We start from the raw sequence: 17,191 nt of genomic DNA, 5'->3' as shown, positions 1-17,191 counted from the left end.
CGCGATTTCTCGCTTAAAACATCGATTTTATAAAATCTTAAAAAAGTAAATAATTCCTTAATATTTCGCTGAGATTTTTTCTTATTTTTCTGGAGTGATGGTCCAAATTTAGACAAAAGTATAAAAAATACCCGTTAGGAAAAATCCTAACGGGTATTTTTAGATTCTATTTAATTCTGTTAACCCAGGTCTTATTAGCCGTGATGTATTCACCATGTCCAATGTAGAATCTGGTAATTCCGTAGAATCTTGCTACGCTTTGTACTCGGATCAATGCGTTCTTTCTGAAATGCTTAACTGCATTACGCTTAGTGAACTTCTTAGCATTGTGAACTAAGATGCCCCTATTTCTGATGACACGAATTAGCTTAGTACGACGAACGTAATATGCTGGAATTGTGCTCTTAGCATTGATGTAGCCCTTCTTAATGCGGTACTTAGTACCGTTCTTAGTCTTGACTATTCTCAATACCTTGTATGCGTTAGCTTTATTTCTTGGTCTCTTAGAGAAGTACTTAACGGCATTCTTGCGAGTGAAGTGAGTATTTACGTAAACTCCACGTTTGTTTGTCCAGTAAACGTAAAGTGGTGCTCTCTTCTTCTTAGCAAGCGCAACATAAGTCTTGTTAGAAGTTACATATTGGCCATTACCAATGTATAGACGAGTAATGCTGTAGTACTTAACAACCTTCTTAACGTGGATTAATGCACCACGACGAAGTCTAATTACACGTCTCTTGCCGTAATGGAACTTCTTGTCTGTGTGAACCAATACTCCAGTCTTTCTGATGACACGGAATAATGGATGGTTAGTACGGTAGTATGCATCCCTAATGTTCTTGTTGAAGTAGATGTAACCACCATTAACCTTTAGACGTGGGTACTTGTTATGATCTAGAACAACGCCTCTAACCTTGAAGACATGTGCTAATCTTCTTGGTTTCTTAGCATAACCCTTCACACGATTCTTGATTGTGAAGTGAGCTGAACTGTGTAGGTATAGTCCCTTCACACTGTATACATATGAAGGAGCCTTTCTCTTCAATTCGGCCTTGTATGCTTTCATGTATCTAGATACATAATCGGCATCCTTGTGCTTCAAGTTTTCAACTGGTAATAGCTTAGCAGCACGTTTTCTACCGGCAGATTCAGGGGATTCACCTGCACGACTCTTAAGCGCAACTACATGCATGGTTGTTGTACCATCGCTATTAACAACTACCTTAATGATTGTATTTTCATTAGCAGTGTAGTTGTAACCATGACCATTATTAACAACTGATTTGTGTTGAACAATCAAGTTGCCATTGCCATCAAGCTTGGCGATCACTTTTCCAATTGCATAGGTTTTATCACTGGCATCGAGATGCGCATTGTCAATTGTAATTGTGCCGTCAGCGTTGATTGGGAATGATTCAACATGGTAGCTTCCATCTTGACTCTTGGTAACTGTTGACCCAGCAGGTACCAAGTACTTGTTATCACTTGAACGAGTTGGCTTAGTTACAATAATTGCTCCATTACCGTCACCCTTAACTGGGATGTTACCAATTGATTGAGTATCCTTGCCACCGTGGTTGAAGTGAACATCGTTAATTTCATCATTAACAGGTGTTAATACTGGATCACTTGGTACTGGTTGACCTTCTGGAATAGTAGTTCCAGCGTAACCAGGGACGTTGGATTCAATTGTCTTTGAGCCATCGTTATTAGTGTGAATAGTTACCGCATCATCAACAGGTTTTGCATTTTCACCAGGACGAGCTGGTTGTGGTTCATCTTGTTGAATTGGGGTTGCGGCAACATGGTATGAAACATTGTTGTTCTCATCAACTTCAATTGTAATTGGTTCACCAGCATCGGCTTGGTAAGCACGGTGTGGAATGGTTGGGTCAGTTACAACTGAGGTCTTAGCAACTGTTAAGTCACCGGTATTTGGATCAACCTTAGCAACCAATGGTCCAATGACTGACTTAGTATTGTCATTCTTATCATCGTAGAATGCATTATCGATGTTTAGAGTACCATCAGCGTTGGCTGACATCTTAGTACCGTTTACTTGGTATGCTCCAGTGTCTTTATTCTTGGTGATTGATGAACCAGCAGGAACAATGTAGTAGTTACCATCGTTACCCTTAATGACCTTGGTCTTAGTTGTCACGATGTTTCCATTGTCATCAACTCTGGCCCTAAAGTCAGCTTGAGCTTGTGGATGACCACTATCATCAACGATGTTAGCGTTGGCGATATCAACATCACCGTTTGCATCGATTGGTAGTGAATCACCATGGTAAGTGCCGTCATCATTCTTAGTAATTGTAGTTCCAGCTGGAATTACGTACTTACCGTCGGTTGACTTAGTAGTCTTGGTTACGATGATGTTTCCATCGTCATCACCCTTAACAGGTAGGTCAGCCTTTGAACCGGTATCCTTACCACCGTTATCGAAGTGGACATCAGAAGCAGTACCTTGAGTTGGAGTCAATACTGGTTTAGTAGTGTCTTGACTAAATGGTACGTTTGTTTGGCCAGCGTAACCAGGGATGTTTGAGATGACATCCTTAGTACCATCACCGTTGTAGTGGATGGTTGCGCCATCTGGTTGAGACTTACCATTCTTCCCAGGTTGTGCTGGAACCTTTTCGTCTTGAACGATTGGAGTTGCATCAACGTGGTATTCAACACCACCCTTACCATCAGGCTTGATGGTAATTGGATCACCGGCAGTTGCCTTGTAGACACGACTTGGATCACTTGGATCAGGTACAACAGTGTCTTGACTTACGGTTAGCTTACCAGTGTTTTCATCGACGTTTGCCACGATACTGTTGATGACACCCTTACCTGGTTCTAGTTTGTCATCATAGTGGGCATTGTCGATTGTAACCTTGCCATCCTTAATTGGAAGAGGATTTCCGGCTACTTGGTATTGACCAGTTGCAGGGTTCTTGGTTACAGGTGAACCGGCAGGAATGATGTAATCATTGCCGTCATCACCCTTAGCAATTTCATTCTTGGCAGTTGTGATGTTACCTTGATCGTCAACGTTGGCTACTAAGTCCTTGTGAGCCTTAGTATCACCCTTACTATCGTTAACGTTAGCGTTATTAATAGTTACGGTGCCGTCTTCGTTGACTGGTAGAGAATCACCATGGTACTTACCATCGTCACCCTTGGTAATGTTGGTTCCCTTTGGAATCATGTACTTACCGTCGGTTGACTTGGTGTTTTGAGTTACAACGATATTACCATCGTTATCACCCTTAACTGGAACGTCACCAGTTGAACCAGTGGCCTTCTTATCAGTATCAAATGATACGTCGTGAGCAACATCGTTAACTGGAGTCAACTTAGCATGACTTGTATCAGCATCGTTTGGCAATCCAGTTTGACCAGTGTATCCAGGAACGTTTGAAACGATATCCTTAGTACCATCACTGTTGTAATGAACCTTGGCACCGTTTGGTTGAGTCTTACCATTGTCACCTAATTGAGCATCGATTGACTTATCTTGGACAATTGGAGTGGCATCCATATGGTATTCAACACCACCCTTACCATCTGATTTGATGGTAATTGGGTCGCCTTCGTTGACTTGGTAAGCTCTGCCTGGGTTAGTTGGATCGTTGACAACTGCCGTCTTAGCAACTGTCATTGTACCCTTTTCAGGGTCAACCTTAGCGGTTACTGGTCCAACAGCAGACATTGTCTTATCATCTTTGTCATCGTAGTGAGCATTTGGAATATTAACGATTCCATCACTTGGTGAGTTCAACTTGCTACCAACAGCTTCATATGATTGGTCAGATGGGTTCATGTTGACGTTGGAACCACTTGGGATGATGTAGTAGTTACCATCTTTACCCTTAGCAATGACGTTATCATTTGTGGTGATGTTACCGTTATCGTCAGTTGTTACTGGTAGTGTTTGACCGTGGTCAACTTGAACACTACCGGCTTGATCGTAAACTGAGGCGTTATCAATTTGACCCTTAGATGGGTAAATTGGTACTTGGTATAAGGTCTTAGTTTTATCAGTTGGGTCAGTAACCATTTGAATTTGTCTACCAGTTGCGTACTTGTATCCATCTGGAATTGATGGAACAGCCTTGTAGGCGTCCGCACCACCTGCATAGATAGGAGTATTATCTTTATCACTTGCGTAGATGAAGTACTTAGTAGTGTCAGCTGAAACTGGCTTGTTGGTGTAGATATCAATGAATTGAACGTTATTTCTTGCTGAGTAAGGTGAGTTATCAGCAATTACAACCTTGGCATTTGGATCAACGTTTCCGTTGTTATCCATCCAATCAACCACTTGTGAGTCTGGGTTGTAAACGTGGAATCCATTGTTTTCATATCCGCCACTAGGTAAGTTAGCGTCTAGAACATGACCAGTGGTCTTATCGATGATAACTTGACCGTTACCCTTAGGCGCACCGTCGTTATTATCAATGAATGTAGCATTATTGATTACGGCGGTATCATCCTTGGCAGTCAATGAAAATGCCCCATTGTTGTTGTTAATTGGGGTACCAGCATTTGCTTGATATGCTTGCTTGCCCTTAACAATGTGAACACCGTTTTCATCAGCAAGAGTCATTGTGCCCTTGTTCAAGTCGATGTTGGCGTGGACATCACGAACACCGATAACGTTACCTTGTTCATCCTTCACAGCAACGTTTGGCAATGTTACCTGACGAGTACCTGCATCATATGGATATGATGGAACTGTCCAGTTACCATTGCTATCCTTGGTGACTTCACTACCAGGTAGAATGATTCTACCGTTTGGAGTAGTTACAGGTTGAGTTACCTTAATTGTGCCATCGCTTTGACCTTGAATTGGAAGTTTATCAATGGTTGATCCAGTATCTTTTCCATCGTTATCAAGGATATGAACATTATCGATGGTACCAGTAGTTGGCTTCAATACTGGGTTAGTTGGTAGTGGTTCACCATTTGGAATGGTGTCACCGGTAAATCCAGGAACGTTTGAAATGATTGTCTTGCTACCATCATTATTTACATGAATTGTAGCAGCATTGTCTTGAACTGTACCGTTTTGACCAGTTTGGGCAGGAACCTTCTTATCTTGTTCGATAATCGTAGCTGGAATGTGATATTCAGGTTCACCGTTGTCATCCTTAGTGATAGTAATTGGGTCACCAGGATTTACTTGGTATGCCTTAGTTGGGTCGGTTGGATCAGTTACGACAGTGGTCTTGTTGACAGTCATTGTGCCGTTTGATGGATCGACGTTTGCTGAAACCTTGCCAATTACAGACTTGGAAGGATCAGTCTTGTCATCTAGATGAGCTTTATCAATATCAACAGTACCATCTGGGTTAGCAACTAACTTGCTACCTTGAGTGGTGTAACTACCATCGCCAGAACTATTTGGTACAACTGTGGTGTTCTTAGTGATGACGTAGTAGTTGCCGTCCTTACCCTTGGAAATAACATCCTTGGTAGTGTTGATTGAACCATCATCGTTGGTTTGAACTGGTAATGTTTGACTGTGGTCGACCTTAACGTCACCCTTTTGATCCAAGACACTAGCATTGGTGATTTCACCTTGTGCTGGGACAACTGGAACAATGTAGGTACGCTTGTCCTTATCACTGTCATCATCATTATTAGTTTGTTGAACAGTGATTTGCTTACCCTTAGCATAGCTGTATCCACTTGGAATACCAGTGACAGCTTGAGAAGCATTTGAACTACCAGCAAAGATTGGTAGTAAGTCATCATCGTTAACCTTAACTGATGGGTTATTAGTGTTATCAGTAAATACTTGGTTGTTGTAAACGTTTAGGAACTTCACATGGTTGTTTTCGTGGTATGGAGCATTGTCGGTAACTCTAACAATTGCGTTGTCATCAACGTTACCACTTGCATCGCTCCATTTAACGATTTGACCGGTTGGGTCATAAACATGGAATCCTGCGTTTTGGTTACCACCAGTAGTTGGTAGGTTTGCGGTTAAGACGTTACCAGTAGTCTTATCAACTCTAACTTCACCGTTTCCGACATTGGCATTATTTAGAACGTCAATCAATGTAGCGTTATGAATAACGGCAGTATCGTTTTTGGTGTTTACATACAAGTGGTTGTTATCTGAAACGATTGGAGTTCCAGCATCAGCTTGGTATGCATCGGTACTTGTGGTTGCGTGAACTCCTTGTGGGTTAGCAACTGAAAGTGTTCCGCTTGCTAGGTCGACATTTGCGACTACGTCTTGGTGATCGATAACGTTGCCCCTGTCATCCTTGATTGGAAGTTGTGACAATGTTACCTGTCTGTTTCCGGCATCGTATGGGTATGATTGAGCGTGCCAGTTACCATCTTTATCCTTAGTAAGAGTTGTGTTAGCAAGAATAATCTTACCGTCTGGAGTTGTGATTGACTTGGTTGTCTTGATTGAACCATCGTCTTGTCCAATTACAGGAACATTATCGGTGGTTGAACCAGTGTCGTTACCATTAATGTCATCCATGTGAACTCCATTAATAGTGCCTGCACTAGGTGTTAGCACTACTGGGTTTGATACTGGTTGACCTTCTGGAATATCGTAACCCTTGAAACCAGGAACGTTTGAAATAACAGTCTTGCTACCGTCATCATTTACATGAATCTTAGCAGCGCCATCTGCCATGGTTCCGTTTTGACCAGCCTTAGCTGGAACTGGTTGATCTTGAGCAACCTTTTCAGCGTTAACGTGGTATGAAACGGTGCCGTCTGGGCCGACTTCCTTGGTAATTGGTGAGTTGGTGTGGGCGATGTAAACATTACCCTTATCATCCTTAGCAACAGTTGCCTTAGCGACGGTCATGTTTCCATTGTCATCAACCTTAGCAATTAGTTTACCTTGTTGTGATGTGTTGTCGGAAGCATCATAACTACCATTTGGAATGTTAATAGTTCCAGCCGGGTTGACTGGGAATGATTCTGCGTGGTAATTACCATCAGTTCCCTTGGTGATAGTAGAACCAGCCGGAACCATGTACTTGCCATCGCTTGACTTAGTGTTCTTAGTAACGACAATGTCACCATTTTGGTTACCCTTAACAGGAACGTCACCGGTTGAACCAGTGTCTTTGCCATCAGCGTTAAAGTGAACACCCTTGGCTACATCGTTAGTTGGTGTTAAAACAACGTTTCCAGTATCTTGATCAACTGGGACATTGGTTTGACCAGCAAATCCTGGGATATTAGATTGAATTGTCTTGGTACCATTATCTGGGTTGATGATGACTGTGGCTGCATTATCGATGCGTTGACCGTTAGTACCGGTCTTAGCAGGAATATTTTGAGTAGCTGGAACTGCATGTGCGGGTACGTGGTATTGAACGTCGCCGTTTTCATACTTAGGAGTTACTGTAGCCCCTGCATCAACTTGGTAGATTGTGCCATCTGGGGCCTTAGTTACTGAGGCCTTGGCGATGGTAATCTTACCAGTATCTGGATCAACGTTTGCGGTAATCTTACCTGGGTATGAAGTGTTTTCATCCTTTTCGTATTGTCCATTGGTAATGTTAAATGTACCATCTGGATTTGCGGGGATGGTGTATCCGTCAGCATGGTAAGTGCCGTCTGCTTCATGACGAACAGTTGAACCCTTTGGAACGAAGTAGTAGTTAGGATCATCATTCATTCCCTTAGCCACGTGATCTTCTGAAGTGGTGATTGAGCCATCACTAGCAGTGGTTACAGGCAACTTGGTAACTGCTTTTTCTTGGTTATCCTTACCGTCAATAACGGCTGTTGGTAGTTGAGCTTGTGTTGGAACAACTGGAATTACATATTCGTAACTGCCGTCAGCATTCTTGTTAACAATGATGTTCTTACCAGCATCGTATAGATAGTTATCTGGCAATTGATCAATTGCTTGGGAAACATTCTTGGTACCGTAATTAATTGGCATTCCATCTGAATGAGTAACCTTCAAAGTATATTTCTTGGAACCATCGGTAAAGACTTCACCAGTATATGAGTTCTTGAACTTAACATCATTGATGAAATCATATGGATAGTTTTCAACAACCTTAACAGAAGCGTTGGTGTCGACATTACCATTATCGTCGCTCCACTTAACGGTTTGAGTATCAGGATTACTAATGTGGTATCCTTCGTGGTTACCACCTAGAGTAGCAACATTTGATAGGTCTGAACTTGGTAGCACCTTACCAGTTGATTTATCAACATTGATTGAGGCTGTTCCATCAACCTTATTACCCTTTTCGTCGATTAATGTGGCATTAGTAATTCTTGCGGTATCGTCTTCACTCTTAACTTGGTAACCGTTACCGGTCTTCACGACTGAAGTACCATTGTTAGCTTGGTATGCGTAACCGTCTTGAGTAATGGTGTGAATACCGCCGCCTTGTTGGTTCAATGTTAATGAACCATCATCATTTAGATGAGCAGTAATATTTTGACTGTTAATCTTGTTACCCTTGTCATCGGTAATAGCTGCATCGTTAATCAAAACGTTACCATCGTTATCCAATGGAAGAGTTTGAACATGGTAACTTCCATCAGGATTCTTGGTAACTGGTGAGTTTGCCATGGCAACATTAGCACCATCATCGGTCTTGGTGTTCTTAACAACTGTAATTGAACCATCATCGTGTCCTTGAACACTCATGTTGGTAATTGTCTTTCCAGTGTCATTACTCTTGTCATCATCAGCATGAGTAGTTGGTAATGTAGTAATACCAGGAGTTAGAACTGGAAGACTGGTGTCAGTGTCCATTGAAACGTTATTAGCGCCAGTGAATCCTGGAACGTTGGATGTAATTGTCTTAGTTCCATCTGGGTTGGTATGGATGGTTGCACCACCTTGAACAGTTTGACCGTTCTCACCAGCTTTGGCTGGAACGACTTGGTCTTGTTGTTGAACTTGACTGGCGATGTGGTAAGTAGTTGATCCGTCTGGGTTAACTACTGGAGTAATGCTGCTGCCCTTCTTAGCAACGTAAACATTACCGTTACCATCTTCAACGGCAGTATCGCTGTTAACGGTTAATGAACCATCATCATTTAGATGAGCCACAACTGGTTTAACAACACTTGTACCGTTAGCACCATCATATGAAGCATTGTTGATAGTAACAGTGCCGTCTGGGTTTCTTGATAATGATTCAGCATGGTAAGTGCCATCAGCATTCTTGGTTACCTTAGCCCCTGCTGGAACGACGTACTTGCCATCCTTTGAAGTTGTGTTGGATACAACAGTGACAGTACCATCATCATGACCTTGAATTGGTAGTTGGTCGGTAGTTGAGCCGGTTTCTGTACCGTTTTGGTCGTTGTGTACACCATCAATTGTTTCCTTGATTGGTGTTAGTTTGAATTGAGTAGTGTCAGTGTTTGCCGGAACTGTTTCGGTCTTTTGACCGTTATCCAAACCAAATCCAGGAACGTTTGAAGTAACTGTCTTTACACCTGTGTTTGGATCGTAGTTAACGGTTGCCCCACCTGGTACAACTGGACCGTTTGCTCCGGCAATTGCTGGAACATCTTGCTTAATCTTGTGAGTAACAGTTTCAACATGATATTCAATCTTACCTTGGTCATTAACATCCTTTTTGATTAATGTCTTAGCCTTAGCGGTGTAAGCATTGTTGTCATTGCCGACTAATGTGGTGTCTTTCTGAACAGTAATAGTACCATCTGGGCCAAGTACACCCTTGATATCTGAAGTTAGGCCAGTGTCTTTCTTTCTGTGCATGAAATGAACATTGCTGATTGTAACGGTTTGATCAGTTGGGTTGTATGCAAAACCATCAACACTTGGTTGGTTGTTAGCATCCTTAGTTACAACAGTTCCTGCAGGAATGATGTATGAACCATCCGCACTTGCTGTGTTCTTTGTAACCACTTGATTGCCGTCAGCATCAGTTGTCACTGGAAGATTACTAATAGTTGAGTTAGTCATTTGACCATCAGAAGTTACAGGAACATTACCCATTCCCACTAGTTGCCCAGTGGTATTGTAACCATTACCAACAGTGTTTGGTTGGTTTGGTTGAATGATTTGACCAGTGCTGATTTGGTAAGTGTTACCGTCAGAGCCGGTAATAGTACCGTTGTTTGGTACCTTGGTAATTGTAGTATTTCCGTTATTATCACCACTTACTGTTACACTGACGTTTTGCGCAATCACATTTCCATTACCATCTGTAACAGAGATGTTAGTTTGCGCTGTGGTTGGTGTAACGATGTACTTGTCTTGACCGTTGTACTTCTTAGCGTTTGATGATGTGAAACCTGGATTGTCTGGAGTTACAAATGGTGCACCGTTTCCGGTATTAGCGTTGTAAGTACCCTTACCTACGCTTGAACCATTTGCAGTAACAACATCAACTGTTTGTTGGTCAGCTGGCGTACCGTCTGGTAGCAATGATAGGTAGTAGTAGTTTGAATCAGAAGAATTTGCAGCAACGTGAACTAAGACATTCTTATTAACTGTTAGAACATTACTGATTGTGTACTTGTTACCATCATTATCGGTAATCTGAGCAACTGGTTTACTTGTATCACTGTTATCTGCAGTAACCCCTGACGATTGTTGGTCTGATAGAGCTGTAATATCAATGTAAACAGGTTTTGTATCTAACTTGCTTGCATTACTGTGCCCAGTGATTAAAACATTAACAACCTTGTTAGTATCCTTACCAGTCAAAGCATTGTAAATGTGAATATTGACAGCTTGAGGTGTTTGGTTAGTTGTAACGTTAAATGAACCACCTTGGTCATTTTGCGTTGCGTTATATCCTGGCAAATCAGGAGTAACAATCATATGACCGTTTTTGTCATAGCTGATTGTTCCAGGGAATGGAAGTGTGGTTCCATCTTCACGTTGGATAGGAACCTTATCACCTGTTTGATAGTTAAATGCTTGTTTGGTTACGTTAACAATTGGTGTGTAGTTACCTTGGCTATCCTTGTTCAAGTCAAGTGCAGTACCAGGAGTAACGGTGTAGCTGTAGTGCTTACCATCGGCATCTTGAGTTCCGACGAAACCGCCACTAACGACACTGGTAATGTATGAATTACCGTCTTCGTTACCTTGTACCATTACGGTCGCTGTACCAACCTTTTTGCCGGTTACAGGATCGACAATATCAACGTTAGTTTGAACTGGTGCAGTAGCAGGTACTAAGACAGCGTTACCGTTGTTGTCAAATTGGGCATTGGTTGCTGTAGCAAATCCAGGGATATTAGCAGTAGCTTGTTTACCACCTGAAGCGTTAGCTGAGATGGTAGCACCACCCTTGATTGCGTTACCTGAATCGGTAACAGCGTTGACTTGTTCCGTACCAACGTAAGTTGGGTTAACTGATACGCTGACCTTGCTTGGATCATTAGGGTCCACACTAATTGCAGTTCCGGTTGTAACGTTGTATCCGTTGTGTCCATCAGTCAATGTAGCATTGCTTGGAGTATCTACGGATGTAATGTATGAATTACCATCAGAGTTTCCTTGGACATGAACGGTCATGGTACCAATGTTCTTACCTGATTGAGCATCGTAAACATTGATAGTTGTTTGAACCGGACTCTTTGAAGGAGTCAATACAGCGTGGTTGTTAGCATCGATGTTAGCTGGAGTGCTGCCATCGAAACCTGGCATCTTAGAGATTGAACTCTTTACACCGTTTTCTGTATGAATAGTTGCACCTGCTGCGATTGGGTTACCCTTGTCAGTAACCGCACCTAAATCGACGTCTGCTGGTGTTTCAGGAGTGACTATGATTGTTGGAGTTACTCTACCACCATTGTATTGAGGAGTTAATACTGCTCCTGTATTAACGGTGTAGGTATTACCATTACTGTCTGTGAAACTATTTTGTGAATCAACATTAGTAACGTATGAATGACCATCGTTTCTACCTTGAACATCCACATCAATTTTACCAACATGACTTCCGTCAACACTGCTGATTACTGGAACATTAACCTTAACTGGGTTAGCAGATGGAGCCACAACAGCACTGTTACCCTTCATTTGACCAGGGTTAGTACCATCGAAACCTGGCATCCCTGGTTTGATAGTCAATGTACCATCACTATTTGTAACGGTAGCACCACCATCAACACTTGGCCCGTCAGCTAGAACGGCTGGAGTCTTGGTGATGACGTCCTTATCAACTTGTCCTTCAACGTATGTGATGACATTTCCTGAGTTGTCAGTGTATGCCTTCACATTATCACCAACATTAACCTTGTACTTACCAGAATCAGTGTTGAAGACTTGTCTACCCTTCACATCGGTAATCTTTGAAGTACCGTCATTTTGACCTTGAGCAGAAACGTCAACGTATACTGGTTGACCGTTAACAGTTAATGGAGTTGTTGAGTTTGGTTGATATACCGGTACTTTAACGGTTACTGGTGTAGCAGATGGAGTCACAACATCCTTTTGGTTAGCGCCTGAACCAGTGGTTTGAGTACTTGCAGATGAATCGAATCCTGGTAGGTAGGTTACGGTGTGTAAAGTACCATCGGCATCTTGGCGTCTGTAACCACCTTGATCAACTGGGCTACCTGAAGGAGTAACAACATTGACGTACTTCTTGTCACTGGTTGCGGTTAATTGAACGTGGTATGTTGGGTTACCGTTAGCATCGGTAACAATACCAATCTTGGTCTTAGTATCAATGACGTATTGTAATCCGTCGTTCTTACCTGATGAAATAGTTACGGGTTTAACAGCGTTAACTGAGCCATCACTGTTACCCTTTACTTGAACTGATGCGGTTAATCCAGTTGGGTTACCATTAGCATCATCTAGGTAAACATTGGCAGTACCAACAGCTGGTTGAACTGTGTACATACCGTAACTATCAGGGTTTAGTCCTGTGTTGTTTTGGACAACGGCGAAACCAGGTAGTTGTGGAGTTACGGAAATTACGTTACCAGTATTCTTATCAACCTTAGCAATCCCCTTGAATGGAATTCTGCTTCCTGAAGGAGTATCGATTGGTAGCAATGTACCATCTTGCATGAATTGAACATCCGGAACGTAGATGTCGTAAGTTGACTTATCGTATTGCTTCATTGGAGTCTTAGATAAATCAAGTGCGTAACCCTTGTTGTTGTTAGATACGTCACTAGCTAGCTTGGTAAAGGCAGTCTTAGCTTGGTAGTTAGAGGTATCTAGGGTACCGTTTCCTAGGATTGTTGAAATTGGTAGCTTAGTAATACCAACTAGTCTAGTCTTGGCACCGTTAGAAGCGATAACTCTAACTGTGGCGTAGCTTGTATCTGTGTTATTACTATCAGCACCACTGTATGATGAATCATCAAATGGCGTGATGTTTTGGTTATTAATTAAATATTCACGATATTCAGGACTTGGTAGTGGATCACTTGAAGTCTTGTTTGTGTAGTATTGTGATTGACTTTGATCACTATCGTTTAAGTGACTCAAGATACCACTAATATTGTTCAAGAATCCTTGTGCTGTAGGCATAGCAGCAATTGAGTGCATATCGTTATCGGAACCGTAGTTACCCTTTAACTTAAGTTCTTGTCCATCATCTAGACGAGTCCATACACTGTTGAAACCTTCAACGTTAGTTTGGTAACTGTTGTTACCTGGACGAATGGAACTAGTTACACTGGCAATTGGTTGGTATGGGGATCCTTGCCAATCAGCTAAATCGGTACCCATGAATGTATTCAAACGAATACCAACGGTATCAACTGGTTTAGTTCCTAAATCAATATCACCACTGAAATTGATGCTGCCATCACTTTGGGTAGTAGAATTGCTTGAATCAAGTGTAATGGTTTGGGCTAATGTTTCACTATTGTTATTAGCCTTGTACATATTACGGTAAACATCACCGTTGTTTGACTTCGCATCAAATGAACCGGTAACGTAGTGAATTTCAACTTGGTGTTCTTTAGCATCGTCACCTGGGTTGTTTAATGTGGCGTCAAACCTAGCATGGTAGTGTCCATTATTATCTTGGTAAACTTCGATATTGTGGTCAAATTCAATTGAAGGAGAACCAGAGAAGTCGATGGAAGTATCGTTTCTGGCGTTTTGTCCTGAAATAACCTTTGGATTATTACCATTAAAGGCTTCATTGAATCTGCTGATAACCTTTGAATTATTAGACATACTTGCAACAGTCTTACCTAGTGCGTTGGCAATGTTGATGATAATGCCTGGTAGTTGAGGATCATTAATGTTCTTAAGCTTATTAATGAATTCCTTCTTGCTCATTCCAGCAACTTCTTGGAATGTTTGACCATTCAAGTAAGCTCTTTGACTATTAAGGCCACTTGCCCAGGTAGTATCATTTAAGACACCTGTTTGACCATTTACCCTGCTAACATCATTCTTCCAAACATTAGCAATTGCTGTATTGATTTCAGCTTGAGTTGGATTGTCACCATTCTTAGCTTTATCAGGATTGTATGCACCTGAACGACTTGTATCGTTGGTTACAATGTTACCATTTTGGACTTGATCGCTGTATTGTTGCTTACTTGCAAGAATGTCTTCGTACAATTGAACGAAGTATTGTAGGTAATCAAAAGCAGTATCAAAGCTAACCCCATTGTCTGTAACACCAGTTGATGGAATTGTTGACCATGTGTATGGATAACTGAAACTGAAACGTTTCTTACTACTATCAGATCCAGCTGGCTTGTATCCATTGGTTACCCCATTAATATCTTGGAAAATTTCACTACTGTTAAAATTATCATCATTTTCACCCAATGCAGTACCGTTACGACGGTAGTGATAAATGTATGGGTTTAGTTGGTAACCACTGCTAGTTCTAATACTGTCAATGTTTCCATTATCCAAAATGGCACCAAAGACATCGATTGAAGATAGACTTAGCTTAGGACCAGCCGCACCGGTTAATGCGGTTCCCGGTGTAACATTCAATGTTAAGTTAAACTTCTTTGGATTGAAAGCCACGATTGGTAGAAAGGCAACACGAAGTGGGTGATCCTTCGAACCAGTATTCATGTTAATATCTAAAGTACCGTTTTGTTGAACGATAATCTTACTTGTTGATTGGTTTCTACGACTACCGTTGTTCATGGTTGAGTATGGACCATAGATAAAGGCGTTGTACAAACCACCATTAGTGGTAGTAGGAATCTTGGCGTCAACCTTAAATGTACCACCACTTAGGATTTGCATGCCGTGACCTAGCCACACAACGGCGTCAGTACGCTTGTTGTTCCATCCACTAGCAACAGATGATGTGTTTTTTGAACTATTAACTAAGTTAGGATCCAAAGCAGTTGGTGTAACTCCGTCTGGAACAACTAGGTTGATAATCCCCTTGATAACAACGTTTCCGCTATCACCTGATCCAGTATCTGAAGGATCGTTAATGTTTCCAACACGGATACCGTTAGTATTATTACTCAATGTGATGTTAACGGTAGCACCGGTGTGCACGTTAATGTTGTTATTGGCGATAATACCGTAGCTAGGCATGATAGTTGAATCCAAATTATTAGTTTGAACTGTTTTTCCCCAGCTACTTTTGTATACATGATTATCAATTTCCACTGGGTTCAAGTTAACAGTTGAGCCTTCTTGGAACACGATGTAATTGGCAATCAATGAATTAAATGAATATTGGCCATCTGCACCAACAACGAACTTACCACCTAAAGTATTTAAGTTCTTGTAGGTTTCATTGTAAGTAATTACACCATTGTTGTTAGTTGCGTCTGAAGTGTAAACGTTGGCACCTAATACATAGTTACCATTACCGTTACTTGGATTGAATAGGTTATCGAAAGTACCATTGTATCTAACGTTATCGTATTCAACGAATCCATTACCGTTTACAACGTAGGGACTACCTAAACTGGTAACGTTTTGAATTTTGACAACAGATCCATTATCAGACTTGTTGAAAGTATAAGCACCGCTTAGTGAGAACTTGTTTTGACCATCAATAGTCAAGTTACCTAGGTTGGTAACAGTTCCGTTTGAAGAGATGTTGTTAGTTAAAACAATTTTTTGAATGTTGTTGGTACCTGAGGCAACCATGGCACTATTAAATTGAGCATTGTTATTAGCGTAAACAATCCCGTTGTTAAAGTCATTAACCATCTTGTTGAAGGTTGCCTTGTATTGAGCAGCACTGGTATTAGTGTTGTTGTGTGGTACGTTCTTATCGTCTGGACTGGCGTCATAACCAGAGACGTTAAATTTGTTGTTTGAATCGAATTGTTGATTTAAAGCGTTTCTAACACCCATGTAGGCATTATCGTACATAGCTTGCAAACCAGAATCAGCACTAGGACGATTGCTTCCTTGAGTGTAATCATCTGAACCTGATGTAGTAGCATCGTTAAATGCAGCATCTGCGGTCTTCTTGAAATCAACACCATACTTGTAGGCAATGTATAGCATTGAAGAAGTGTTGGCAGCTGCATTCTTGATATCATTGATTGATGAGCTTGCCATGTTATCAGATACGCTCTTTGATTGGTCGGCATTAACCCCTTCGTAAGCAGCACTGTATAGTTCCTTGCTGTTGTTATCAGTTATGTCATCATTGTCGGCTTTACGATTACTGTAAGCGTCATTAACACCTTTGTTAATGGCTTGAGTGTATTGAGCATTGTTATCATTATCATCTTTAGTATTACCTTGAAGATGTTTTTGGTAGTTAGCTGCAGCATCTGCAGATTGATTGTTAACAATGTCGGTAGTTTGATTGTTGGATTGGTCACTAGAACCTAAACGATTTGATAGTTGTTGATCATCATTATTGTTGATGTTATCGTTTTGGGTTTGGCTTTGAGTACTATTGTTAGTAGTACTTTGACCATTATCCTTGTTAGCATCATTTTGGTTGCTTTGATTTTGTTGATCATTGCTTGATGCAGTTTGATTATTATCATCGGACTGATTGGTCGATGATTGCTGATTGTTATTAGTTTGAACAACTGATGTATTGTTATCAGCGTGAGCAGAAACTCCGTGTGACATTAATGCCAACGAAGTTCCACCTAGAAAAGCAAAAGAAGCTAATGAGACTACAACCCATTGTTTCTTTACTTTACGTAGAATCTTTTTATCATTGGTTTTTTGAATTTCATTCTTATTGTATTGCAAAAGAAAGCCCTCCCCATTATTTTTGACTCTCTGGATTTTTAATTTAGTGTTTTATACAAACAGAACAAC

Annotated in this window: 1 protein-coding gene; it reads right to left on the bottom strand. The window is 41.2% G+C overall.

The features are described from left to right. Window positions 1–166: 166 nt before the first annotated feature. On the bottom strand, window positions 167–17,122 hold the full coding sequence (locus ACOMA7_RS02565; RefSeq protein ID WP_421391759.1) for a DUF5776 domain-containing protein: 16,956 nt from the start codon (window positions 17,120–17,122) through the stop codon (window positions 167–169). Between the last annotated feature and the right edge of the window lie 69 nt (window positions 17,123–17,191).

The sequence above is a fragment of the Apilactobacillus intestinapis genome, assembly GCF_049166695.1.
Taxonomy (GTDB): Bacteria; Bacillota; Bacilli; order Lactobacillales; family Lactobacillaceae; genus Apilactobacillus; species Apilactobacillus kunkeei_C.
This window is presented reverse-complemented; position numbering and strand designations above follow the sequence as displayed.